Annotated in this window: 21 protein-coding genes and 1 pseudogene; 10 read left to right on the plus strand and 12 right to left on the minus strand. The window is 70.2% G+C overall.

Features of this window, described 5'->3' with window-relative positions; all coding sequences use genetic code 11:
• Nucleotides 1–51: 51 nt before the first annotated feature.
• The gene (locus tag ACI3KY_RS03375; protein WP_404928791.1) at nucleotides 52–603 is read left to right on the plus strand and encodes an NYN domain-containing protein; all 552 of its coding nucleotides are present in this window, start codon (nucleotides 52–54) and stop codon (nucleotides 601–603) included.
• A gap of 67 nt (nucleotides 604–670) precedes the next feature.
• Here the strand turns inward: ACI3KY_RS03375 and ACI3KY_RS03380 are convergent, their stop codons facing one another.
• Nucleotides 671–1669, minus strand: a complete 999-nt coding sequence (locus tag ACI3KY_RS03380; protein WP_404928792.1) for a lytic transglycosylase domain-containing protein — start codon at nucleotides 1667–1669, stop codon at nucleotides 671–673.
• 248 nt (nucleotides 1670–1917) lie between these two features.
• Here ACI3KY_RS03380 and ACI3KY_RS03385 point away from each other — a divergent pair, with 248 nt between their 5' ends.
• The 3 genes from ACI3KY_RS03385 to ACI3KY_RS03395 all read left to right on the plus strand — a co-directional run bounded on the left by ACI3KY_RS03385 (nucleotide 1918) and on the right by ACI3KY_RS03395 (nucleotide 5091).
• A complete protein-coding gene (locus ACI3KY_RS03385) occupies nucleotides 1918–3219 on the plus strand; it encodes a M18 family aminopeptidase (protein ID WP_404928793.1) in 1302 nt (433 codons plus the stop codon).
• Nucleotides 3220–3334: 115 nt separating this feature from the next.
• Entirely contained in the window at nucleotides 3335–4480 is a 1146-nt protein-coding gene (locus ACI3KY_RS03390; protein WP_404928794.1) for a zinc-dependent alcohol dehydrogenase, read from the plus strand.
• A 20-nt stretch (nucleotides 4481–4500) separates the two neighbouring features.
• Nucleotides 4501–5091, plus strand: a complete 591-nt coding sequence (locus ACI3KY_RS03395) for a hypothetical protein (RefSeq protein ID WP_404928795.1) — start codon at nucleotides 4501–4503, stop codon at nucleotides 5089–5091.
• 18 nt (nucleotides 5092–5109) lie between these two features.
• Here the strand turns inward: ACI3KY_RS03395 and ACI3KY_RS03400 are convergent, their stop codons facing one another.
• The 6 genes from ACI3KY_RS03400 to ACI3KY_RS03425 all read right to left on the minus strand — a co-directional run bounded on the left by ACI3KY_RS03400 (nucleotide 5110) and on the right by ACI3KY_RS03425 (nucleotide 14415).
• Entirely contained in the window at nucleotides 5110–6783 is a 1674-nt protein-coding gene (locus ACI3KY_RS03400) for an FAD-dependent oxidoreductase (RefSeq protein WP_404928796.1), read from the minus strand.
• 169 nt (nucleotides 6784–6952) lie between these two features.
• Nucleotides 6953–8833 carry an alginate lyase family protein gene (locus ACI3KY_RS03405; RefSeq protein ID WP_404928797.1) on the minus strand — a complete coding sequence of 627 codons (1881 nt, stop codon included), beginning with the start codon at nucleotides 8831–8833 and terminating at the stop codon, nucleotides 6953–6955.
• A 65-nt stretch (nucleotides 8834–8898) separates the two neighbouring features.
• Nucleotides 8899–11166: an FAD-dependent oxidoreductase gene (locus ACI3KY_RS03410; protein ID WP_404928798.1), complete on the minus strand. Its 2268-nt coding sequence runs from the start codon at nucleotides 11164–11166 to the stop codon at nucleotides 8899–8901.
• 78 nt (nucleotides 11167–11244) lie between these two features.
• On the minus strand, nucleotides 11245–12531 hold the full coding sequence (locus tag ACI3KY_RS03415; RefSeq protein ID WP_404928799.1) for an extracellular solute-binding protein: 1287 nt from the start codon (nucleotides 12529–12531) through the stop codon (nucleotides 11245–11247).
• A gap of 58 nt (nucleotides 12532–12589) precedes the next feature.
• Nucleotides 12590–13483, minus strand: coding sequence for a carbohydrate ABC transporter permease (locus ACI3KY_RS03420; protein WP_404928800.1), 894 nt, complete (start codon nucleotides 13481–13483; stop codon nucleotides 12590–12592).
• Nucleotides 13480–14415, minus strand: a complete 936-nt coding sequence (locus tag ACI3KY_RS03425; RefSeq protein ID WP_404928801.1) for a carbohydrate ABC transporter permease — start codon at nucleotides 14413–14415, stop codon at nucleotides 13480–13482. The genes ACI3KY_RS03420 and ACI3KY_RS03425 overlap by 4 nt, the downstream gene beginning before the upstream one ends.
• 171 nt (nucleotides 14416–14586) lie before the next feature.
• Between ACI3KY_RS03425 and ACI3KY_RS03430 the strand changes: the two genes are divergently transcribed.
• Both ACI3KY_RS03430 and ACI3KY_RS03435 read left to right on the plus strand, forming a co-directional pair.
• Complete coding sequence (locus ACI3KY_RS03430) at nucleotides 14587–15360, plus strand: IclR family transcriptional regulator (RefSeq protein ID WP_404928802.1); 774 nt, start codon at nucleotides 14587–14589, stop codon at nucleotides 15358–15360.
• Nucleotides 15361–15405: 45 nt separating this feature from the next.
• Entirely contained in the window at nucleotides 15406–16110 is a 705-nt protein-coding gene (locus ACI3KY_RS03435; RefSeq protein WP_404928803.1) for an NUDIX hydrolase, read from the plus strand.
• A gap of 9 nt (nucleotides 16111–16119) precedes the next feature.
• Here ACI3KY_RS03435 and ACI3KY_RS03440 read toward each other — a convergent pair whose 3' ends face one another.
• Nucleotides 16120–16695 (minus strand): DUF2510 domain-containing protein, encoded by a 576-nt coding sequence (locus tag ACI3KY_RS03440; protein WP_404928804.1) that lies wholly within the window; start codon nucleotides 16693–16695, stop codon nucleotides 16120–16122.
• 74 nt (nucleotides 16696–16769) lie between these two features.
• Here ACI3KY_RS03440 and ACI3KY_RS03445 point away from each other — a divergent pair, with 74 nt between their 5' ends.
• Nucleotides 16770–17171 (plus strand): PPOX class F420-dependent oxidoreductase, encoded by a 402-nt coding sequence (locus ACI3KY_RS03445; protein WP_404928805.1) that lies wholly within the window; start codon nucleotides 16770–16772, stop codon nucleotides 17169–17171.
• Between the two features lie 19 nt (nucleotides 17172–17190).
• On the opposite strand, the pseudogene ACI3KY_RS03450 reads toward ACI3KY_RS03445, so the two are convergent.
• A pseudogene (locus ACI3KY_RS03450) lies at nucleotides 17191–18182 on the minus strand (LLM class F420-dependent oxidoreductase).
• Between the two features lie 346 nt (nucleotides 18183–18528).
• Between ACI3KY_RS03450 and ACI3KY_RS03455 the strand changes: the two are divergent.
• The 3 genes from ACI3KY_RS03455 (at nucleotide 18529) to ACI3KY_RS03465 (ending at nucleotide 21285) form a co-directional block, all read left to right on the plus strand.
• Nucleotides 18529–19509: an alpha/beta hydrolase gene (locus tag ACI3KY_RS03455; RefSeq protein WP_404928806.1), complete on the plus strand. Its 981-nt coding sequence runs from the start codon at nucleotides 18529–18531 to the stop codon at nucleotides 19507–19509.
• A gap of 86 nt (nucleotides 19510–19595) precedes the next feature.
• Nucleotides 19596–20684 (plus strand): DNA glycosylase AlkZ-like family protein, encoded by a 1089-nt coding sequence (locus ACI3KY_RS03460; protein ID WP_404928807.1) that lies wholly within the window; start codon nucleotides 19596–19598, stop codon nucleotides 20682–20684.
• Between the two features lie 94 nt (nucleotides 20685–20778).
• The gene (locus ACI3KY_RS03465) at nucleotides 20779–21285 is read left to right on the plus strand and encodes a GNAT family N-acetyltransferase (RefSeq protein ID WP_404928808.1); all 507 of its coding nucleotides are present in this window, start codon (nucleotides 20779–20781) and stop codon (nucleotides 21283–21285) included.
• A 48-nt stretch (nucleotides 21286–21333) separates the two neighbouring features.
• On the opposite strand, the gene ACI3KY_RS03470 is transcribed toward ACI3KY_RS03465, so the two are convergent.
• The 3 genes from ACI3KY_RS03470 to ACI3KY_RS03480 all read right to left on the minus strand — a co-directional run bounded on the left by ACI3KY_RS03470 (nucleotide 21334) and on the right by ACI3KY_RS03480 (nucleotide 23128).
• A complete protein-coding gene (locus tag ACI3KY_RS03470) occupies nucleotides 21334–21669 on the minus strand; it encodes a cupin domain-containing protein (RefSeq protein ID WP_404928809.1) in 336 nt (111 codons plus the stop codon).
• A 78-nt stretch (nucleotides 21670–21747) separates the two neighbouring features.
• Nucleotides 21748–22071, minus strand: coding sequence for an ATP-dependent DNA ligase (locus tag ACI3KY_RS03475; protein WP_404928810.1), 324 nt, complete (start codon nucleotides 22069–22071; stop codon nucleotides 21748–21750).
• 115 nt (nucleotides 22072–22186) lie between these two features.
• Nucleotides 22187–23128, minus strand: coding sequence for a helix-turn-helix domain-containing protein (locus ACI3KY_RS03480; protein WP_404928811.1), 942 nt, complete (start codon nucleotides 23126–23128; stop codon nucleotides 22187–22189).
• Between the last annotated feature and the right edge of the window lie 33 nt (nucleotides 23129–23161).

Below are 23161 nucleotides of genomic sequence, written 5' to 3' on the forward strand. Positions count from 1 at the left end.
TGGGTGAGTTCATCCTGCTACGTTCGGAGCGGGTCGACCGAGGAGAGCAGCATGGAGCGCAGCAGCTGGGTGCTGGTGGATGGCGAGAACATCGACGCCACCCTCGGTGGATCGATTCTGGGCAGGAGGCCCCTTCCCGAGGAGCGTCCCCGCTGGGACCGCCTGCTGACGTTCATCTCCGAGCGGTGGGGGCGGCCGGCGAAGGGCCTGTTCTTCCTCAACGCGAGCTCGCACCTGCCCATGCCGTTCGTGCAGGCGCTGCTCGCACTGGGGTATCAGCCGGTCCCGCTGTCAGGGCCGGCCGACGAGAAGATCGTCGACATCGCGATCCAGCGCACGCTCCAGGCGCTCGCCGAACGCGACGACGACGTCGCTCTCGTCAGTCACGATCGTGACTTCGCCGAGGATCTCGCACGTCTCGCCACCGATGGGCGCCGGGTGGGCGTCGTCGCGTTCCACGAGTTCCGCAGCACGGAGTTCACCGGCATCCCCGGCGTCGAGTTCTTCGACATCGAATACGACGCCGCGGCGTTCGACGCCCCGCTGCCGCGGGTGCGCGTCATCCCGATCGAGCAGTTCGATCCGACCGACTTCCTGCGCTGACCCGCCGATCCGCTGACCGCGGGATCGACGGGATGGCCGCTGGCCGGCGCCTCAGCCGCAGGCCGGCTCAGTACCAGCCGGTCGACTGCGAGTGGCCCCAGGCGCCGCACGGGGTGCCGTAGCGACCCGAGATGTAGCCCAGGCCCCAAGCGATCTGCGTGGCGGGGTTCGTCTGCCAGTCAGCCCCCGCGCTGCCCATCTTGCTGCCGGGGAGCGCCTGCGGGATGCCGTAGGCACCGCTCGAGCGGTTGTAGGCCTGGTAGTTCCAGCCCGACTCCTTGTTCCACAGCGAGACGAGGCAGCCGAACTGGTCGTCGCCCCAGCCGTAGTTGCCGAGCATGGCGCGGGCGGTCGCCTGCGCGTCGGCCGGGCTGGTGCCGCCCACGGCCCCGCCGGTGGCGTACACCGGGCGGGGAGCGGACGAGCCCGAAGACCCCGACGACGACGACTTCTTCGCGGCGGCGGCTGCTGCTTCTTCTTCCGCAGCCTTCGCGGCGGCGGCGGCCGCCTCGGCCTCCTTGCGGGCCTTCTCCTCCGCCTCCTGCTGCGCCTTGAGCGCGATGGCGGCATCGAGGCGGCCACGCAGTCCCTGCGTCTGCTCGCTGACCGACGCGGTGAGGGTCGTCACGTCGTCCGCGAAGTCGGTCGTGTACATCGCCGGAAGCGCCTGCGCGCGCTGGAGCTGCACGACGGCGGTCTCGAGGGCCGACGTGTCGACGGTGGTGTCGGGCGTGCCGACGTCCAGACCCGACGCGGCGATGTCGGACGCGACGGTCGCCGCCGCCGTGACGGCGGCGCTCGCGTCGGTCACGGCCTGTTCGGCGGGGGAGGCCGACGGCACTTCCTCGGCGGCCGTCGACGGCGACGTCACGTACGACGCCAGCGCGAAATCGGTGAGCGATGCGGATGCCTCGGCCTGCGATGCGGGAGCCGCCGTGGTGAATCCGGCGGTGGCCAGCACGCCGATCGCGAGCGTCGCGACCAGCAGCACCGGGCGGCGGCGGAGGCGACGTTCGGCGCGGCGGAGAGTGCGGCGGGCGGGCAGGAGAGACGTGTGGTTGCGCATGAAAGTCCGGGTTCCGTATCAGCGAAATGCGCCATCGGGCGGCGCTCCGTGCCCGTTCGGGCGGGCACAAGTCCCCGAGTCTCCCCGGCGTTTCTGGACGGTTCCGGTGCGTTACCTGAACGTTACATGTGAGCGGATTGTTCGAAAAGGCCAGATCAAGAGGCCGCATCGTCCGTACGACGCCGCCGAGAAGTGCGCTCCTGACTACGATCGGAGGACCCCTGCACCGCTCTCGAGGAGGCTCGCCCGTGCCCTCACCCACCCCTTCTGTCACGCCCGGCGCTCTGGCGCATGCCGACGACCTCGCCGCCTTCGTGGCGGCGTCGCCGTCCAGCTTCCACGCCGCGGCGGAGGTCGCCGACCGGCTGGAGCGTGCCGGGTTCACCCGGCTCGACGAAGCGGTCGGCTGGCCCGCGCCTGCCGGCGGGAAGTTCGTGGTGGTGCGCGACGGCGCCGCGATCGCGTGGGTCGTACCGGCGGCCGCGAGCGCCACCACGGGCGTGCGGATCTTCGGTGCGCACAGCGACTCGCCGGGGTTCAAGCTGAAGCCGAAGCCGACGACAGGAAAGCTCGGCTGGCTGCAGGCGGGTGTCGAGATCTACGGCGGGCCGCTGCTCAACTCGTGGCTCGACCGTGAGCTCCGTGTCGCGGGCCGCCTCGTGCTCGACGACGGCACCAGCGTGCTGGCGTCGACCGGAGCGCTCCTCCGTCTGCCGCAGCTCGCGATCCACCTCGACCGAGAGGCGAACGACCATCTCGCGCTCGACAAGCAGTCGCAGACGCAGCCGGTGTGGGGGCTCGGATCCGCCGACTCCGCCGACATCCTCGGCGAGCTCGCGGCGCGCGCCGGTGTGGATGCCGCGCGCATCCGCGGCTACGACATCGTCACTGCGGACTCCGCGCCCGGCGCCACGTTCGGTCGCGACGACGTGTTCTTCGCCTCCGGCCGCCTCGACGACCTCGCCTCCGTGCATGCGGGCGTCGTGGCGCTGGAGCGTGCGGCCGAAGGCCACGATGCCGATCACATCGCGATGCTGGCGGTCTTCGACCACGAGGAGGTCGGTTCCGGCACGCGCTCCGGCGCCGCCGGACCGTTCCTCGCCGACGTGCTCGAGCGGCTCTGGCTGACGCTCGGCGCCGACCGCGAGCAGCAGCTGCGCGCGCTCGCGGCGTCCTGGTGCGTCTCCAGCGACGTCGGTCACTCCGTGCACCCCAACTACGCCGAGAAGCACGATCCCGTCGTGCAGCCGGTGCTCGGGTCGGGCCCGATCCTCAAGATCAACGCGAACCAGCGCTACGCCACGGATGCCGCGGGGGCGGCGGCGTGGAACGCGTGGTGCGCGGCGGCGGGCGTGACGAGCCAGGAGTTCGTCTCGAACAACGCCGTCCCCTGCGGCTCGACGATCGGCCCCATCACGGCGACGCGTCTGGGCATCCGGACCGTGGATGTCGGCATCCCGATCCTCTCGATGCACTCCGCCCGGGAACTCGCCGGCGTCAGCGACCTGTCGGACCTGGCACGCGTGGCCGAGACGTACTTCCGCGGTTGAGGCGGTAGGCGGACGAGCGTGGCGCTCGCCTGACACGTCCGAGCGCCGAGCGCAACCCCCTCCGCTGATCGCCGCCCGCGCGGGGAGGGTGTCGTGAGACACCCAGGAGGAGCGCATGAAGGCGATGACGTACCGCGGACCGTACAAGCTCCGCGTCGAGAGCAAGCCCGAGCCGAAGATCGAGCACCCCAACGACGCGATCGTGCGCGTCGAGCTGGCGGCGATCTGCGGATCGGATCTGCATCTGTACCACGGCATGATGCCCGACACCCGGATCGGCCACACGTTCGGCCACGAGTTCATCGGCACCGTCGTGCAGGTGGGCGGGTCGGTCGAGCGCCTGCAGGTCGGCGATCGGGTGATGGTGCCGTTCAACATCTACTGCGGCTCGTGCTTCTTCTGCGCGCGCGGCCTGTTCTCGAACTGCCACAACGTCAATCCCAACGCCACGGCGATCGGCGGCATCTACGGCTACTCCCATTCGACCGGCGGCTACGACGGCGGTCAGGCCGAGATGGTGCGCGTGCCGTTCGCGGATGTCGGACCATCGGTGATCCCCGACGACATCGCCGACGAGGACGCGCTGCTGCTCACCGACGCGTTCTCGACCGGCTACTTCGGCGCCCAGCTGGCCGACATCGCCGAGGGTGACACCGCCGTGGTGTTCGGCGCCGGTCCGGTGGGACTCGCCGCGGCGCGCTCGTGCTGGCTCATGGGTGCGGGACGCGTGATCGTCGTCGACCATCTGGGCTACCGCCTGCAGAAGGCCCGCGACTTCGCCTACGCCGAGACGGTCGCGTTCGCGCAGGTCGGCGACATCGTGCGGGAGCTGAAGCGGATGACGGACGGGCTCGGTGCGGATGTCGCCATCGACGCCGTCGGCGCGGAGGCCGACGGTCATGTGATCCAGCATGTGACGTCGGCGAAGCTCAAGATGCAGGGTGGGTCGCCGGTGGCGCTGAACTGGGCGATCGACTCGGTCCGCAAGGGCGGCACGGTGTCGGTCATGGGGGCGTACGGACCGATGTTCAGCGCCGTGCGGTTCGGCGACGCCATGAACAAGGGGCTGACGCTGCGGATGAACCAGGCGCCGGTGAAGCGCCAATGGCCACGCCTCTTCGAGCACATCCGGTCCGGCTACGTCCGGCCGAGCGAGCTGATCACGCACCGCATTCCGCTCGACCACATCGCCGAGGGGTACCACCTCTTCTCGACGAAGCTCGACGACATCATCAAGCCGGTCGTCGTCCCGGCGTCCTGACCCTCGAATCGGAGGAAGACATGCCGTACACCGCCAAGAAGCCCGGTTCCACGCCGACCCCCGACGAGCTGCGCGCCCGCATCCCCGGGTGGGGAGCCGACGCCGATCCGGCCGATCGGCCGGCGGTGCCGCGCGAGCAGCCCGGCATCCAGACCGGTGCGCACTGGGAGATGCCCGAAGACCAGGGCGGCCGCGGCGGCCGCGAGAAGTCCGTCGAGCACACGCGGCTGACGCCGGTGTTCGGCACGGCGCAGCCCCTGCACGGGCTGGCCGGCCGCGTGCGCCGCTACGCGTACGACACGTACAGCGAGGGCCAGACCGCCCACTGGCTCCTCCTGATCCTCGGCGATCGCATCGACTCCACCACCGCACACCTGACGTCGCTGTTCACACGACGGCCCGACGACCCGATCACGCAGAGCGGCATCCTCGGCGAGCGAGGCCACCGGCCGATCGCGTCGCGCTTCGGTCGCGGCCGTGCCGACCTGAAGCACGCGTGGCTCGATCCCCTTCTCGTGCTCGGACCCTGGCTGATCGCGGGCACGATGATCGTCATGCTGGGTCGCGCGATCGTGCGGCCCGCCGCCGGTCGGCGCAGCGCTCAGGGATGACGGCGGCTGTCGCCGCGGCTATCGGTCCAGCGTCAGGTACTGGTGCGTGAAGGCGATGGCCATGCCGCCCTCGCCGACACCGGCGACGACGCGCTTCACCGAGCCGGAGCGCACGTCGCCGACCGCGAACACGCCCGGAGCTGTGGTCTCCAGGGCGAACGGACGCCGCGCCTCGCCCCATCTGCCCGACTCGAGGGCGTCCGCCCCCGTGAGCACGAAGCCTCGTCCGTCGAGCGCGATCTCCGGCGGCAGCCAGGCGGTCTCGGCATCCGCTCCGATCATGACGAACAACACATCGACGTCGCGACGGCGCACGTCGCCGGTGCGCCGGTCGGCGATGTCAGCGCCCCGCAGGCTGTCGGCGCCGTGGAGCGCTACGACCTCGCTGCGCGTCTCGACCCGGATCGCGGGGATGGCCGAGATCTGGTCGATGAGATACCTCGACATGCCGGCCTCGAGCGACTCGCCTCGCACGAGCAGCGTGACCGTCCGCGCGTGGCGGCTGAAGAACAGCGCGGCCTGCCCGGCCGAGTTCCCGGCGCCGATGATGCAGACGTCGGCGCCCTGCGCGACGGCGGAGTCGCTGCGGGCGGCGCCGTAGTAGACGCCGCTGCCGAGGAATCTGCCGACGTCGTCGAGGGGGAGCGTGCGCCACACGACGCCGGTGGCGAGGATCACCACCTCGGCGCGGACGACATCGCCTCCGTCGAGTGTCAGCTGGTGCGTCGTCGGATCCAGTGCCTCGACCGTGCGCGTGACCACCAGCGCCGCGCCCAGGCGCTGGGCCTGCTTGAAGGCCCGGCTCGCCAGGTCGTCGCCCGAGATGCCGAACGGGAACCCGGTGTAGTTCTCGATCCGGGTCGACGTGCCGGCCTGCCCGCCCGGCGCGAACGTCTCGACGACGAGCGTGCGGAGCCCTTCCGCCGCGGCGTTCACAGCGGCCGTGAGACCGGCGGGACCGGCACCGAGGATGACGACGTCGTAGTCGCGCGCGGCCGGCGCCACGTCGAGTCCCACGGCGAGGGCGACCTCTCGCATCGTCGGGTTCTCGAGCCGTCGGCCATCGGCCAGCTCGAGGACGGTGTCGGCGGCGGCAGGGTCTGCATCCGCCGTCACGCTCTCGAAGTCGACCTGGTTGCGGGTCAGGAAGCCGCTCACGCGATGTGCTCGAGCGCTGCGCCCGTGGTGGACCAGTCGCACCCCGGGCTCGCGCTGCTCTGCGGCCATCGTCTGCAGGGAGTCGAGGTAGCGGCGTGCGAGGGTGGCCACTCGGTGCGGCACCGACGGGGCGAGCGCGGCGAGCGTGTAGTACACCGCGGGCTCGAGCTTCAGGACGCGCGTCGGTCCGGCGGCGCGGCCGCTGGCCGGGAACGGCGTGCTGAGCGTCATCGGCACCTCGCCGAAGAACCGGCCGGGCTGACGCGTGCCGATGACGCGCTCGTCGCCGTTCACGATCTTGGTGATCTCGGCGAGTCCCTCGACCACGATGAAGAGCGACCGCTCGTCGCCCTCGTGCGCGAAGTACTCGCCCGGTACGAGCCGGATGTCCTCGACGGCGCCGGCGAGGTAGACGAGGCCCTCCTCGGGCACCCCTTCGAACACGCGCATCGCGCGCAGGCCGTCGACGGTGATCATGCGGCTCCCCAGCCCCAGACGAGGTCGCAGGGCGTCCTCGGCGACGCGACGCGCCACGCGGCCGAAGCTACCGGCGTTGCCGAGCACGGGTCAACCCTGACCCCGCGCCGCGCCGGCGCTCGCGCGGGACACGAAGGCCTCCCGTTGCGCGTGCAGCGGGACCTGGAAAGGTCCACACTTCGCAGCGGGAGGCCTTCGCGACCGGCTTGTCTGTTCGAGGCGGAGATCAGCCCGGCAGGTGATCGCCTCCGTTCGCGTGGCCCGGCATCCCCGGGACACCGGCGTGATCGGGTGGGCCCGGCACTCCCGCGTGGCCGGGCGCGCGCCCGTGGCCGCCACCGGGCCGTGAGGGGTCGGAGAGTCCGCCGTGCGTGAGACTGAGGTGCGGTGCCGAATGGATCGTGGTCATCGCGCCTTCCTCGGCGAGCAGCGCGTCGAGCGTCGTCGAGGGGTAGTGGTTCGCTGCCAGCTCGAAGTAGCTCATGCTGTGGGCGGTCACGCCGACCGCTCGGAGGTAGTCGATCGTCCGCACATTGGCGAGCTTCGCGACGTCGCCGGTGTAGTAGGGGAAGCTCTCCGGGGCGGCGACCCAGGAACTCGCCGCATCGACCGCATCGGCGAGGCCGGTGCCGTTCGCGTTCACGTAGGAATGCACGTCGAACCCGTGGCCCTCGAGTGTCTCGGCCGTGAGCAGAAGCGGCAGCAGGGAGAAGTGCGTGTACCAGATCCCGTAGTCGCCCACGCCGTTGTTGCGTGTGACCTCCTCCGGCATGTGCCCGTTCGCGTCGATCTGATGCTCGATGAGCTCTGTGGACCGCGTGTACGCGGCCTCGATGGCCGCTGCGTCATCCAAATAGGCCGCGCTCGCCGCGGTCAGCTCGAGTGCCCAGCTGCCCCAGTTGTTCATGCGATGGAGGATGGACCCGGCGACCGGAGTCGCCGTCTCTGCGAGGAAGCCCGCGAAGGCGCGCTCACCCTCCTCCGACCACGCCGGCGTGCCCCGGAGCAGTTCGGCCGCGAACACGAACGCCGGGAAGTGGTAGCTGAACGCCAGCGCGGAGTCCTCGCTGGTGCGCACGCAATCGACCGTGCCCATCCACGCGTCGATGAACTCGGCGGCGTGCGAGCCGTAGCTCTCCTCGCCGGTGAGCCGGTACGCCAGCGCGAGCTCGTAAGCGGTGTTCGCGTCATTCTGCAGTCCGTCGCGGGCCGCCCGATGGGCGGTGGGGTTGTTGTAGAAGAACGGCACGAAGAAGACCTCGGGCGGTGCCGGCGTGCGCGCCATCCCGGCCGAGACGTCGGCCATGAGACGAGCGAACCCGGACGCCTGAGGCTCGACGCCGCGGCCCACGCGACGCGCGACCTCGGCGATGCGCTCCGTGCTGTTCAGCACGAGGCCGCGCTCGGCCCTCGCTGCGGGCTCACCCGACCACGCGATGCAGTCTGCCGGCGCCGGCTCGTCGCGTTCCGAGACGCCGGTCAACTCCACGGCGTCGACGACCATCCGAAGGTCGCGGTGCGCAGCGAGCGAGAAGCCGCCGCCGTCGAACGCGGAATCCGTCACCGAGAGCAGCGGCTGTGCTGCCCCGCCCAGCGCGACGTCCAGCCGGTCGCCGTCGAGCCGGGCTGTCACCGTCACCCAGTCGGCTCCCGGCCGTGCCGCCGTCGGTGTCGTGCCCAGGTACGTCACGGCCGAGTTGCCGGCCGCCTTGATCACCGCGAGCTCGCCGTTGTTGCGGACGAGGACGGTGTAGCCGGACTGCGTGTAGTCGTCGGTGGTCCCGGCGCGGTGCACGGTGAAGCCCGCCCACGCCGTCGCGCCCCCGCCTTCGGTGCGGAATGTCGCGGTCGCCGTACTGACGGGGGTGAGGCCGAGTTCGGTCAATGCCAGCACCGATCCGCGCGTCGAGCCCGGCGTCACGACTCGGGCGGCGCCGTCCGACGCCTGCCAGTCGCCGGCGGCGCTCGTCCACGCGCTGCTGAGCGTGTCGAAGTCGTCGCGGAATGTGCCATCCCCGCCGGTCTGCGCGAGCGCCGGCTGCGCCGCTCCCACCAACGCGAGCACGGCGACAGCGGCGAGCGAAGCTCGCCATCGAGCCTTGATCATCGGTTTCTCCTTCTGTTGGGCTTATCGAGGGTGCGGGCTCGGTGCGAGCGGCGGTCCGCGCCGGATCAGTAGACGCGGATCGACACCACCCGCGCCTGCGGGGCGCCGTTGGTGGCGAGCACGCGCAGGCGGAGCGCCCGTACGTCGACGGCGGATGTCTCGTGCACGCGCTGCCGCCGTCGGTTCGCCTTGACACGCACGATCTCGCGCCAGTCATCGCCGCCCTCGCGCACTTCGAGCACGTAGTCCCGGACGAGCTCGGGGAAGATGCGATCGGGCGTGCGGTGGTGGTGCAGCGTGTTGAGCTCCACGTCCGTGTCGTCGTCGAAGACGAGACGGATGCTGTGGACCTGCTGCGGCTCCGACCACTCGAGCGTGAGCGACTCCGCGGTCTCGGGCTCGGCTCCGCTCGGCAGCGACATCCAGAGATTCGGGCCGCCGTAGAAGCGCTGATACCCGGCGACGGCCCGGGATTCGTCGAACGCGTCCGTCACCGGGGTCACCCGCACGCGGGGCGTGCGGCCGCGCAGCGGGATGGCGGGCCACGCGATGACGCTCTCGGACTCGTCGACGGCGACGTTCGCATCTCCGTCTGCCTGCGGGCGGTGGGGGAGCGCGAGCACGCCCGGGACCTGCGCCTCTCTCAGCACGACTGCCACGTGCTCGACGGCCTCGAGCACCACCACGACGCTCTCGGGCTCGTCCGGGTTCCAGCTGAGCGGGAGACGCACCCACTGAGGTTCGGAGGAGGCCGCAACCTGGACCTCGACGCGCACCCGCTCGTCGATCGGCACGGCGTTCTGCGGGTGCCCCGTCGTCCACAGCGACGCACCCAGCGTCACGGCGCGCTCCGCTTGCACGAGGACGTCGACGTGGTCCAGCCTCGGGTCGACGGGCAGCAGGATTCCGAGGTCCCGCTCGAGCGCGAACGGCGCCTCGCCGACGCCGGGCACGAGCTCCGCCGGGTCGAGTGTGCGAGCCGTACTGGACGCCGTCACGACGGCGCGCCGGGCGAGATCGGACGGATCGGAATTGCGGATGCCGAAGACCGAGGCATCCTGCCGCAGCATCGTCTGTCGGAGCGTCTCGACGTGCGACGTGGCGAGCTCGCGCGGCCGCACGCCGAGGTCGAGCGCCAGCGACGCTCCCGTGCCCGCTGCCTCGCCCCCCGCGCCGCAGGTGGCCATGACGCGCGTCGAGCCGAAGGCGACGTGCGTCGCCGAGATGTCGCGGCCGGCCAGCAGCAGATTGGCGATGTTGCGGGAGTAGTAGCTGCGGAACGGGATGCCGTAGATGCCGTTCGAGTAGCGCTGGTGGGCGCCGGCCTTCGTGGCGTACATCCCCTCCACCGGGTGGAGGTCGATCGACCAGCCGCCGAAGGCGACGGCATCCGGATGGTCGACCTGGTCGAGGATGTCGTTCTGCGACAGCACGTGGTCGCCGAGGAACCGGCGGTACTCCCGCTTGCCCGGGAGAGAGCCGACCCACTCGAGGTCGAGGTTCGCCGCATCGAACTTCCCGGAGTTCTTGATGTAATCCCAGATGCCGAAGATGACCGAGCGCAGCTCGTCGCGGATGAGTTCGTTGTCGTGGACGGTGTCGAGATGGCCGCCCCATTCGATCCACCAGTAATGCGCGCCCTTGTCGCCCGAGCGCAGGATGCGCGACGTCGGGATCGGCGTCTGCGTGATGTCCTTCGCGGAGTCGGGGGCGACGAAGTCCACCGGGTGGCCGAGATCCTTCGTGTAGAACAGGATCGTCGAGCCTAGGAGCTCGCCGTCGGACTCCTCCGGTGCCCACGACTCGCCGAACTCCTGCGACGCCTCGCGCCCGATGCGGTAGTCGGCTCCCGCGAGGTGGCCGACAAGCCCGTCGCCGGTGCAGTCCAGGAAGTAGGGGCTCGTGAAGGTGGTCAGGGTCTCGGACCCCATCGTCCATCCGCGTACCGCGGTGACGACGCGCTCGCCGTCGATGTCGGCGGCATCGACCTCTCGCACGTCGGTGTTGAGGAACACCGTGATGTTGGGCTCCGCCCGGACCGCGTCGAAGACCACCTCGTCCCAGATGATCGGGTTCCCCTCGGGGTTGCGGTACTGATTCTCGACGTAGAGCTCGCCGATGACTCCGCTCTCGCGGGCGAAGCGCTGCACCCCGTGCCCCGTGGCGCCCACGACCCAGACCCGCACCTCGGATGACGAGTTGCCGCCGAGCACCGGTCGATTGCCGATGAGCGTTACCCGCTTGCCGAGCCGAGCCGCGCTGATCGCGGCGCAGACGCCGGCGAGGCCGCCTCCGACCACGGTGATATCGGCTTCGACGTTCTGAGTGCGCATGGTTCCTTCGGCGGGTCGCGGGGCAGGGGAGGTCGCCGGCCCGGAGAACGAGCCCGGGCCGGCGGGGAGAAGGGGTGTTCAGATGAGGCCGGTGATCGTGTCGCCGGCGGACTTCATGGCGTCGGATGCCGACTTCTGGCCGATCAGGACCGCTTGGACCTGCTCGGCGATCGCGGTCTCCATCTGCGCGTAGGAGGGGTACTCCCACAGCGGGCTCGGCTTCGCGGTGGAGGTGACCGTCTCGGTGAAGGCCTGGACGAACGCGTTCGCGGTGACGGTGTCGGAGGCGAGTGCCGCCTCGGTGGTCGGTGGCAGCCCGAGTGCCGCGAAGTAGTCCTCGCTCTGCTGAGGGTCGCTCGTGAGCCACTGCGCGAAGTCGGCGGCGGTGCCGGCGCCCTCGCCGTCGACGACCACGACGAGGTGGCCCCACAGCACGTGCTGAGGAGTGGATCCCGCCTTGACGACGGGCCGGGCGATCGGGGTCATCTTGTCGCCGAGCGTCGCGTCAGGGGACTGGGACACGACCGACGACTTGCCGACCGGCGCGTCGTCGTAGAGTGCGGCCGCGCCCTGTGAGAAGAGGGTGCGGGCTGCCGCGCGGTCGACGTCGGCCGCGATCAAGCCGTCGTCGTACAGCTTCTTGTACCACTCGACGGCTTCGACCGACGCGTCGTCGCCGATGGTCGACTTCCCATCCTCGATGATGGGCGAGCCGAAGGTCTGCATCCAGACGACGATGTCCTTCAGCTGGGCGGCCTTCGTGCTCGCCGCGTAGGGGATCACCCCGATGCCCTTCAACGCGCGGAGGCCGTCCTCGAACTCGTCGATCGTGCCGGGGGTGAGCGAGGCTCCCGCCTTGTCGAACAGTTCGGCGTTGCCGATGAGGCCGATTGCCCCGATGGTCCAGGGGAGTCCGAGCTTCTTGCCGCCTGAGGTGCCGGCGCCCAGTGCGGCATCCGTGTAGCCGCGGCCTCCGGCGTAGGCCGAGAGGTCGGTCAGCTTGCCCAGCGCAGCGAGGGCGGACAGCCAGGCGACGTCGAGCTGTGCCGCACCGGAGAACTGCCCGCCCCGCACCTGCAGGGTGAGCTGGTTCAGGTACTCGTTGTACGGGTACGCGCTGGTGTCGATCGCGATGCCCTCGGCGCTCGAGAAGCTCTTGAGCGCCGCTTCGATGGTGGGCTTGGCAGCCTCCTCGGACAGGCTCCACGACGAGAATGCGAAGTCGGTCGGCTCCGCTGCGCCGGGAGTCGTAGCCGGCGTGCCCGCGCCTCCGGTGGAACAGCCGGCGAGGCCGAGCAGGGCGGCGCCGCCGAGCCCCAAGACGGAGTAGCGCAGCAGAGACCGCCGCGAGATGTCGTTTGCCATGAGTTCTCCTTCGAAACAGTGCGATCGGGTGGTGGTGGGAGAGGGACAGCGGTGACGCTCAGCCCTTGACGGCGCCGGCGGTGATCCCGCCGACGAGGAAGCGCTGGAGCAGGATGAAGGCGATGCAGACGGGAACCGAGACCACGAGCGAGGCCGCCATGAGTGCGGGCCACGAGGTGCTCGCTTCGGAGATGAAGGTGTTCACCAGCCCTGGGGGAAGGGTCTGCCGGTCGGGCCCGGCGAGGGTGAGCGCGAAGATGAAGTCGTTCCACCCCCGCACGAAGGCGAAGAGCCCTGCCGCGACCAGTCCCGGGGCGGCCAGCGGAAGGACGATCGAATGGAAGATGCGCCACGGGCCGGCGCCGTCGATGCGCGCGGCTTCGATGAGGTCGTCGGGGAGGGCGTCGAAGAATCCCTTCAGCATCCACACGCACAGCGGCAGCGTGAAGGTGGTGAACGACAGGATGAGTGCGAGATAGGTGTTCAGCAGGCCGAACTGGGCGAAGACGAGGTAGAGCGTCACCAGCAGCAGCGCCTGCGGGAACATCTGACTCGACAGCACGAAGTACATGAGCGACTTGCGGCCGCCGAAGCGGTACTTCGAGAAGGCGTAGCCCATGTACATCGACACGATCACTGAGAGCACAGCGGTGATCACTGACACGATCACGCTGTTGCGGAAGTAGACGAAGATCGCCTCGTTGCCGAACACCGTCGCGTAGTGGGCGAACGTCACCTCCTCGGGGAACAGCGTGGGCGGAAACGCGAATACCTGATCGCTGGGGGTCAGCGAGGTGGCGAGGAGCCAGTACACGGGTGCGAACCCGAAGAGCGAGATCACGGCGAGCGTGATCCAGGTTCCCCAGCGGATGCGGCGGCGCCGACGCCGGGCGGCAGGGGGCGGCACCTCTTCGGCGAGGACCGTCAGGGGTGTGGCAGTGATGGTGGTCACCGGTGGGCTCCCTTCTCGCCGCGCTCGGAGAGCCAGACGTAGATGACGACGAGGACGGTGAGCAGCGCCATCCAGAGGATGCCCAGCGCGCCCGCGTGACCCAGGTCGTATGCCTTGAATGCGGTGTCGTACACCTCGGTCGCGAAGGTGTTCGTCGTACCCGCCGGCCCGCCGCCCGTGAGGACGAAGATCGTGTCGAAGTGCTGGAAGTTCCAGATGAACTCCAGCAGCACCACCAGCCCTGCGACGCCGCGGATGTGCGGCCAGGTGACCGTGAAGAACCGCCGCACCGTGCCGGCGCCGTCCATCGCCGCCGCTTCGTGCAGCTCGGCCGGGACCGTCTGCAGCGCGGCGAGGAGCATCACCATGATCCAGGGGAAGGTGTTCCACGTCTTGGCGACGATCAGCGCGACGCGCGCGGTATCGGTCTGGAACAGCCAGGCGATCGGGCTGTCGATGGCCCCGATGTTCAGAAGGATGCCGTTGAGCACGCCGTAGTTCGCGTCGAAGATCCACATCCAGAGGAACGACACGACGACGCCGGGGATCAGCCACGGAATGAGGAAGGCTCCGCGGAGGAACCGCTGACCACGGAAGGTCTGGTTGAGCACCAGCGCCAGCGCGAGTCCGATGACGAACGGCGCCACCGTGGCCCCGACGGTGAAGATGAGCGTCTGCGTGAGCAGCGGGCCGAACTCGGTCGTCAGCACGGCGACGATGTTCTGGAGTCCCACGAACGTCATGCCGGGGTACAGCAGGTTCTCATCGAAGAACGCCGAGATCAGGGATCGGATGAGCGGGTAGAGCACGATCGCGCACAGGAGCACGACGCCGGGCAGCAGGAGGAATGCCAGGAACGTGCGCTCGCTCAGCGGAGTGCCTCGCGTGCGCCGAGCGGCAGCGTCGGGAGCTGCCACGCGGGAAGTGGTCATCGTCGTCCTTCGCAGAGTCGGTCCGGGGCGTCATCTCTGAGCCGCCGGATCGGCGTCATCGGTCGACGCCGACTACAGAGTGCACGAGCTGCGCAATATCCGCAACTGGCGTGCACTATGTGCATGGGTGTGCTTTACTGGCCCACGGGCCGACGACGAACCGGAGGACACATGGCTGCTGACAAGGGCGCGAACCAGAGTGTGGAGAAGGCGATCTCCGTGCTCGAGTCGTTCGCGAGCGGTGAGCCGATGCGTGTGGGCGACGTCGCGCGCGCGGCCGGCATCGGTCAATCGACCGCGTCCCGCCTGCTCGCCACCCTGGAGGCGGGCGGCCTCGTCGAGCGTGATGCGCAGACGACGCTCTACTTCCTGGGCTCGGAGTTGCTGACGCTCGCCGGCATCGCGATCAACCAGAATCGCGTGCACCGCGTGGGTCGTCAGATCGCCCAGGGGCTTGCCGGCAAGCTCGGTCTCGGCGTCAATCTCGCGCTGCTGCGCGGCGCCGAGCTGATCTACCTCTGCAACTTCGAGGGATCGCTCTCGCCGAAGTCGCACACCCTCATGGGTCAGCGCGTGCCGCTGCACGCCACCAGCATCGGGAAGTCGACGCTCATGGGCACGTCGCGCGAGTCCCGTCACGCGCTGCTCCCCGAGCTCGTCGGGTACACCGAGGCGACCATCACCACTCACGAAGCCCTCGACAGGGAGGTCGCCCTGATCGGCCGCCGCGGATACGCGACCGAGGTCGAGGAGTTCGTGCTCGGCCGGGCGTCCGTCGCGGCCCCGATCCTCGACCAGTCCGGGCGGATCGTCGCGGCGGTCTCGATCTCGGGGCCGCGATCGACCATCGATCTCGAGACCCGCGAGGCGGAGCTCGGCCGGATCGTCATCGAGACCGCGGACCGCATCAGCTCCGGCCTCGGGTACCAGGGTCCCGCCGGCTGAGTTCCGTCCGATGCCGGTGTCGTCGACCGGGCGTAACCTGAACCAATGCGCGCCGAACCGACCACCCGGAGCGCGCGGGCACAACTCGCTGCCCTCGCCGAGCCGTCGGGTGAGCGCCGACCGCTGATCGACCTTCCGGCGCAGCCCGAGGCGCGGCCGGCCGCGGTGCTCATGCTGTTCGGTGTGCTCGATGGTCTCCCGAGCGACCACGACGCACAGACCCGAGCCGTGTCGCGCGATCTCGACGTGCTGCTCCTCTCACGCGCCACCACGCTGCGCGCCCATCCCGGTCAGGTCGCCTTCCCCGGTGGGCGCCTCGACCCGGGCGACGACGGACCGGTCGGCGCGGCGCTCCGCGAAGCCCGGGAAGAGACGGGGCTCGACACCGCGGGGGTCGAGGTGCTCGGCGTGCTGGGCGACATCTCCCTCGCCTTCTCGCGGCACCTCGTGACACCGGTGCTGGCCTGGTGGCGGCATCCCTCACCCGTCCGCGTGGTCGACGAGGCCGAGTCTGCCGCGGTGTTCCGCGCTCCCGTGGCCGACCTGCTGAACCCCGCCAACCGCGGCGTCACGGTGGTCCGCCGTGACGGACAGGAATGGCGCGGTCCGGGATTCCTCGTGCGGCATACGACGGGGGAGCACCTCGTATGGGGCTTCACCGCGATGGTGCTCGACGGCCTGTTCGACCGCTTGGGATGGACCGAGCCGTGGGACGACGCCCGCGAGTTGCCGCTCGTGCTGCCGGATTGACCGCGGGTCTCAGCGGTACCGGTAGTGCTGGGCGCTCGAATTGACCCAGCTGACGAATCGGCGTGCCTCGGGGTCCTGGGCGGCGGGATAGGGGGCGACCCACACCTGTGCGCCCGCGACCACCAGGTGCGGCGCCATCCGGTTGATCGCCCGGTTGATGGTGCGCGGCGTGACGGGACCGGCCGGGCCGAACATGCGTCGCTCGACGGCCGCTCTCGTGAAGGCCGGACGCCGCAGCAGCGCATCGCCTGAGTCGAGGGATGCCTCGACATCGGCGACCGGCTGACTCAGGTCGCCGAAGTGGATCCATCGCCCGTCGATGACGATGCCCGCGAAGTCCTGCTCCTGGCCGCTGTAGCGCACGTCGGCGGTCCACCGGCGTCCGTCCCACCTCCGGGTGCGTCCGCGCTGGTCGTCGTACCAGCCGGGCAGCGCGGGACCGGCGGCAGGGGGCCCAGCATCCGTCCGCAGTTCGATGTCGGGCGCGCGCAGGTCGATGTACTGCTCGGTCCAGTGGGTGCCGTCCCACCAGCGCTGCTTGCCCGAGCCGTCGTCGTACCACCCGGGTGCCGGTTGCGTGGCCATGCACCGAGGGTAGTTCGTGACACTCGAGGTCGGCGAGCGGCCTCCGGTGTCCGAGACCGCGGCAGACTGGACCAATGCCTTCCGTCGACGACATCCTCCCCGCTGACCGCCGCCACCTCCTCGAGCTCCCGGTGTACGCCCACCTCGGAACGATCCGGCCCGACAACACCGTGCAGGTGAACCCGATGTGGTTCGAGTTCGACGGCGAGCACGTGCGATTCACCCACACCAATTACCGGCAGAAGTACCGCAACCTGCAGCACAACCCCTCGATGTCGCTGTCGATCATCGACCCCGATCACCCCTTCCACTATCTGGAGGTGGCCGGTCGACTGATCGAGGTCGTGCCCGATCCCGAAGGCGCGTTCTACGTGCGACTTCAGAACCGCTACGGCAACCCGAGCAGCACGCCGCCCCGCGACAAGGCCGACCGCGTGATCCTCGTCATGTCGATCGAGCGCGCGACGAAGCAGTAGCCGCCGCGCACGCACCGGCTCACGCGAGGGCGCGCAGCCGCTCGAGGAGCGGCCCCGCCGCTTCGGCGAGGAACCGCTCCTGCTGCTCGTCTCCGATCTGCACGAGTGCGACGTCCGTGAAGCCGGCGTCGAGGTACGGGCGCACGCTCTCCGCGAGCTCGTCGAGATCCGGTCCGCACGGGATCGACGAGGCGATGTCGTCCGGGCGCACGAAGCTGCTCGCGGCTTCGAACCCGGCGGGGGTCGGCAGCTCGGCGTTCACCGGCCAGCCACCGCCGAACCAGCGGAACTGCTCGTGGGCGCGCTGGACGGCGGTGTCCTTGTCGGGATCCCATGAGATGGGGATCTGGCCGATCTTGCGGGATCCGCCGTCCGTGCCGGGCCCTGCGTCGGTGCGCCGCGCATCGTCCCACAGCTGCACCAGCTCGGATTTCGGCTCGACGGCGATCATGTGGTCGGCCATCGGAGCGAACGAGCCGATCGACTCCTCGCCCGACACGGCGACGCCGATCTCGACCCGGGTGTCGGGTACGTCCCAGATGCGCGCGGAGTCCACCCGGAAGTGCTCGCCCTGGTAGGTCAGCAGCTCGCCCGAGTGCAGCTCGCGGATGATCTCGATCGCCTCGATCAGCCGGTCCTGGCGGACGTCGACGTTCGGCCAGCCCTGTCCGACGACGTGCTCGTTCAGGTTCTCGCCCGAACCCAGCCCGAGAATGAACCGGCCTTCGCTGAGGATCTGCAGCGTCGCGGCCTTCTGGGCGACGACAGCAGGGTGGTAGCGCATCGTGGGGCAGGTGACATAGGTCATCAGCTCGACGCGCGAGGTCGCATGGGCGACGGCGCCCAGCACCGTCCAGCGTACGGCGAGTGCCCCTGGCTCACGAGCCACGGCGAGTAGTGGTCGCTCGAGACCTCGAAGTCGAAGCCGACGTCCTCCGCCGCCTCCGCGTAGCGCACCAGTTCTCGCGGGCCGCTCTGCTCGCCCATCAGCGTGTATCCGAATCGCACCATCGTCGCTCCTCCGCATCTGCGCGCCGACCACCCCGGATGGCGGCCGCTTTCGGCACGATACGAACGAACGGAACAGGTCGCGCGGGGATTGCGACCCCGCGATGCGGGTGCTAGCGGGTCGTCGTCCGCCCGCCGCACACTGCCTCCGTCGCCCGCCCTCCACGGTTGACGTGCCGTATACGCACGACACGCCAGGCGGGCCGCGTACAGATACGGCAAGTCAGCGATGGGTGGGCGGGAGAGAGAGCGCCGAGAGAGCGCCGGGGGAGAGGGATGCCGCGGCCACCGCGTCAGCGCAGAGGCACCGGGTGCGTGCCTCGCGGGCGGATCCGGATAGCATTGTCCGGTGTCGACGAAGACCCCGCCCGAACCGTTCCACCCCGATCTCGCAGCCGCGAAGTGGATCCCGCTCTTCAGCGCCGGACCCCGCACGCTGTGGATGTTCCGCGCCACCCCTCGCGGCGTCGGCTCGGATTCCGAGGTCGACGTCGCGACGGTGCCCGTGGGCACCCCGGCGGGCGAGCGACCCTACCGGGTGTTCCGGCCGCGGCGGAGGTCGGCGGCCGCACCGGTTCCCGCACTGTTCTGGATCCACGGCGGAGGACTGATCCTCGGCACGCCGCAGCAGGACGACGGCACGAACCTCGCGCTCGCGCGCGACCTCGGCATCGTCGTCTTCGGGGCGTCGTACCGCCTCGCCCCGGAGCATCCGGCGCCCGCCGCACTCGACGACCTGGTCGCCGGGTTCCGTGAGGTCGTCGCACGTGCGGCGGAATTCGGCGTCGATCCCGACCGCATCGCGATCGGCGGCGCCAGCGCCGGCGGCGGGCTGGCTGCCGCGCTGGCGCAGCGTCTCCACGACGAAGGCGGACCCCAGCCGGTGTTCCAGCTGCTGGTCTATCCCATGCTCGACGACCGCACGGTGCGGCGCGACGACATCGACACGCGCCACGTCCGCATGTGGTCGCCGGCGAGCAATCGGTTCGCGTGGTCGGCCTATCTCGGCGTGGACGCCGACGGATCCGACGACGCGGCGGGCGCCGGCATCCGCTCGTCCGTGGTTCCCGCCCGGCGCGAAGACCTGAGCGGCCTGCCACCCGCGTGGGTCGGCGTCGGCACCCTCGACCTCTTCCACGACGAAGGCGTCGCGTACGCGGGTCGTCTGGCGGCGGCCGGAGTGCCCTGCGAGCTCACCGAGGTGCCCGGCGCGTTCCACGGCTTCGACGCGGTCTTCCGCAAAGCCGGCGTGACGCGCGCGTTCCACGAGGAGTGGGCCCGCGTGCTGCGCACCGCCCTCGGACTCGACACCGGCCTGGCCTCGGGCTGACGGACTCACGTCGCCCGGCGCGCTTGCCCCACTCCGGCATGAGGAGGCCCCTCCGCATCTGAAAAGACGTCGGCTACGGTCGGGGGATGACCGCGCATCACCTCACACGTGATCAGGCGCGCCGCCTCGTGGTGCGGGCGCAGCTGCTCGACGCCGACCGGCCGGGCGACGTGGTCGAAGTCGGCGAGCAGCTCGGATACATCAAGATCGATCCCACGGCGATGATCGCGCCGTGCGAGCACACGGTGCTGTGGTCGCGGATCGGCTGGTCGTACGAGTCGGGCCAGTTGCGCAAGGCGGTCGAGGGTGACCGCCTGCTGTTCGAGTTCGACGGCGCCTTCCGGCCGATGAGCCTGCTGCCGTTGATGCTGCCCGGCATGAGGCGCTGGCCGCAGCGCGAGAGCAGCAAGCAGTGGTTGTCGGCGAACGCCGGTTTCCGGGCCGACGTGCTGGCGCGGCTGCGCGCGGAGGGTCCGCTGCTCGCGAGCGACATCCCCGACACGGCGCAGGTCAGTCGCGCACCGGACGGATGGTCGGGATCGAACCAGGTTCCGCACATGCTCGACTTCCTGCTGCGTCAGGGCGAGGTGGCCGTCACCGGGCGCGAGGGGCGCCATCGCCGGTGGGATCTCGCCGAGCGCGTCTACCCGCAGGATCTGCCGGAGTACGACGACGAGGAGGCGGCCGCGATGCTGGCAGCGCGACGCCTGCAGTCGGCCGGCATCGCGAAGCCGCACTGGTACTGGACCGGCGTGGCGAAGGACAGCGGGGAGCCGGCCGTGGTCGCGGGCAGCTCAGTGAAGTACCGCGTCGATCCCGAGGCGCTCGCCGCGCTCGAAGACGAGGACTCCGGCGGCCGCGTGGCCTTCCTCAACCCGTACGACAGCATGCTGTTCGACCGCAGACGTCTCGCAGAGCTGTTCGAGTTCACCTACGTGCTCGAGCAGTTCAAGCCGAAGGCGCAGCGCCGCTACGGCTACTTCGCGCACCCGATCCTGATGGGTGACCGCTTCGTCGGCATGCTCGATGCCGAAGTCGACCGCGCGCGCGAGCTGCTGAAAGTGACCGCCGTTCACGAGTTCCTGCCGTTCGAGCCGGAGGAGTCCGACATGGTGCGCGCCGAGATCGCCGACCTCGCGGAGTGGCTCGGCGTCTCGGTGACCGGACTGCCCTGAGCGAGCGGATGCCGCGGCCCGCCGTCCGACGCCTGGCACAGGCGTGGCTCCGCGAGGTGCGGATCATCGCCGCGGCCTCGGTACGCTCGACGACGTGACTCCTCGTACTCTCGCCGGTGATGCGATCCTTCGTGAGGCCGTCCGCGGCGACGAGCCCGGCATCCTCGCGTGCATCAAGGGACTGGCGGTGTACGAACGCGAGCCCGATGCCGTCGACAACACGGTGGAGGCGCTCGAAGCGGCCCTGTTCGGCGAGGAGCCGCGCGTCTTCGCCCATGTCGTCGAGCGGGAAGGCGTGATCGTCGGCATCGCGATCTGGTTCGTCACCTACTCCACCTGGACCGGGCGGCATGGCGTCTGGCTCGAGGATCTCTTCGTCGACCCGGGTCAGCGCGCCTTCGGCTACGGCAAGGCGCTGCTGGCGTCGTTGGCGAGTGTGTGCGTCGACCGGGGATACTCGCGCTTCGAATGGACGGTGCTCGACTGGAACGACCCCGCGATCGGGTTCTACCGCGCGATCGGCGCCGAGCCGATGGGCGAGTGGACGACGCAGCGCCTCACCGGCGAGGCTCTGGCCGCGCTCGCGGCCACGCTCGACTGACCGGCACGCGGCCACGTCCGCGCCGGACCGGCTGCCGGGCCCGGGCGGTCAGGGCACGCGGTTCGAGACGGTCAGCAGCACGACCGAGTCCTCGAGTGCAGCGAGACTGTGACGCTGCGGCGGCACGGTGAGGTGATCGCCCGTCACCCCTTCCCATGCATCGTCCGCCGCGATCAGCCGCACCCGGCCGTGGAGCACCTGCAGCGTGGCCTCGTGCGGGCTGTCGTGCTCCGACAGCTCGTGATCCGCGAGCAGTGCGATGACGGTCTCGCGCAGGGCGTTCTCGTGGCCGCCTCGGATGGTGCGGGCCGCGCGCCCGCTGGATGCCGCGCGCGCCTTGGCCATGAGGTCGTCGATCACGTCGGCCAGGTCCCTGCTGTCCATGGCATCGCCTCCATCGCCTCGGCTGGCCGGAGTCTACCGGTGCCACTCGTGCGATTGACAGGGGTGCAGCGGGGCCGCTCAGCCGAGCATCTCGGATCCGCCGTCCTCGGTCGGTTCGGCGACGAGATGCAGGCCCGCCGGCGAATTGGCCGTGCGCATCAGCGCCTCGAGCCAGGTCCGGTTGATCCTTGCCGTTCGGCCGCCGTAGTAGGTGAAGACGAGGCTCGCTGCCGCGTGCACCCAGACGGTCGTCCGTCCGCCGCCGGTGCTGACGTCGCCGTGCCATGTGAAGTAGAACGGCTCGTTCCGGCGCAGCTTCGTGCCGATCGTCACCTGCAGGTGAGAGAGCACACGATCGTCGAACTCGGCGCGGATGCCGCTCTCGTAGATGAACTTGCCCACGTGCCTCCCTCGGCGAGCCGCCTGCCCGCACCAAGAGACTCTGCGACAGGTCGCACGGTCGCCGCCCACCGCAGACCTTCTCGCGAAAGCGCGGCCCGCAAAACGAAACGCCCGGTCACTCGCCGCGCAGGGTCTGCCGCGGCGATCTTCCGTACGTCTCGCGGTAGTGCTTGGCGAAACGCGACGCGCTCGCGAAGCCCCACCGCCGCGCGACGTCCGACACGCTCACGGGCGTCGCCTCCTGCAGCTCGGCGTGCGCCCCCGCCAGTCGTTCCTGCCGGAGGTACTCCGTCGGCGTCTGATCGAGGGCACGACGGAAGGCGTACTGGAGTCCTCGCGACGAGATGCCGGACGCCACAGCGACGTCGTCGATGGTGATGGGCTCGTGGGCGTGCTGCTCCATGTAGGCGATCGCGCGCCGGACGCTCCGCGGGGCCGCCCGCCGCTGGGACGAGCGTTCGAGGGCGGCACCGAAGGTGGGGGAGAACGCGGTCAGCGTGGCGTGCAGTGCGTGGCGTCGAAGCTCGGCCTCGATCAGCGGAGAGGCCGGTCCCGGCGCGAAGGACGATCCGGCGACATGCTGGAACACGCGCTCCCAGTGCGCCGCAAGATCACGGCCGATCGGGGCAGGGCTCGTCGTGGCCGCGCGGAGAGTGAAGCGGTCGTCGCCGGCCAGGCGGCGCGCCTCTTCCTCGGCCAGGGTGCGGTCGAATACGAACGCGCGCACATCGGCCCGGGTGTGCCAGCGCGCGCTCGTGGGATCGTCCAGCGAGAGCCAGGGCAGCCCCGCGTTCAGGTCGCCACGCGGGGTGCCCACCCAGCCGCCGCGCGAGGCGACACGACAGGCCATGAGCTGACCGTCCGGCTCGATGGCCGACTGCACCGAGGCGTTCAGACGGTAACTCACGACGGAGAAGCCGGGCATCGCCGCAGACGTCCAGGAGAACGCGAACGTGCGGGGATCGACGCGCTGCAGGGCCGCGGACGGCACGAAACGGCGCCACGTCGACTCGACATCGCCGACGTCTCGCGACGCGAGCGTCAACAGTTCGCCCAACCGAGCCCTCCCGGCATCCTGCCATCCCGGGCA

The sequence above is a fragment of the Microbacterium sp. ZW T2_14 genome, assembly GCF_044987405.1.
Classification (GTDB): domain Bacteria; phylum Actinomycetota; class Actinomycetes; order Actinomycetales; family Microbacteriaceae; genus Microbacterium.

Coding starts and splice junctions, on each gene's coding strand:
- ACI3KY_RS03460 (WP_404928807.1), top strand. CDS start 19,596: ATGACCGCGCATCACCTCACACGTGATCAGGCGCGCCGCCTCGTGGTG.
- ACI3KY_RS03395 (WP_404928795.1), top strand. CDS start 4,501: ATGCCGTACACCGCCAAGAAGCCCGGTTCCACGCCGACCCCCGACGAG.
- ACI3KY_RS03445 (WP_404928805.1), top strand. CDS start 16,770: ATGCCTTCCGTCGACGACATCCTCCCCGCTGACCGCCGCCACCTCCTC.
- ACI3KY_RS03405 (WP_404928797.1), bottom strand. CDS start 8,833: ATGATCAAGGCTCGATGGCGAGCTTCGCTCGCCGCTGTCGCCGTGCTC.
- ACI3KY_RS03470 (WP_404928809.1), bottom strand. CDS start 21,669: ATGGACAGCAGGGACCTGGCCGACGTGATCGACGACCTCATGGCCAAG.
- ACI3KY_RS03380 (WP_404928792.1), bottom strand. CDS start 1,669: ATGCGCAACCACACGTCTCTCCTGCCCGCCCGCCGCACTCTCCGCCGC.
- ACI3KY_RS03415 (WP_404928799.1), bottom strand. CDS start 12,531: ATGGCAAACGACATCTCGCGGCGGTCTCTGCTGCGCTACTCCGTCTTG.
- ACI3KY_RS03375 (WP_404928791.1), top strand. CDS start 52: ATGGAGCGCAGCAGCTGGGTGCTGGTGGATGGCGAGAACATCGACGCC.
- ACI3KY_RS03430 (WP_404928802.1), top strand. CDS start 14,587: ATGGCTGCTGACAAGGGCGCGAACCAGAGTGTGGAGAAGGCGATCTCC.
- ACI3KY_RS03410 (WP_404928798.1), bottom strand. CDS start 11,166: ATGCGCACTCAGAACGTCGAAGCCGATATCACCGTGGTCGGAGGCGGC.
- ACI3KY_RS03440 (WP_404928804.1), bottom strand. CDS start 16,695: ATGGCCACGCAACCGGCACCCGGGTGGTACGACGACGGCTCGGGCAAG.
- ACI3KY_RS03435 (WP_404928803.1), top strand. CDS start 15,406: ATGCGCGCCGAACCGACCACCCGGAGCGCGCGGGCACAACTCGCTGCC.
- ACI3KY_RS03390 (WP_404928794.1), top strand. CDS start 3,335: ATGAAGGCGATGACGTACCGCGGACCGTACAAGCTCCGCGTCGAGAGC.
- ACI3KY_RS03425 (WP_404928801.1), bottom strand. CDS start 14,415: ATGACCACTTCCCGCGTGGCAGCTCCCGACGCTGCCGCTCGGCGCACG.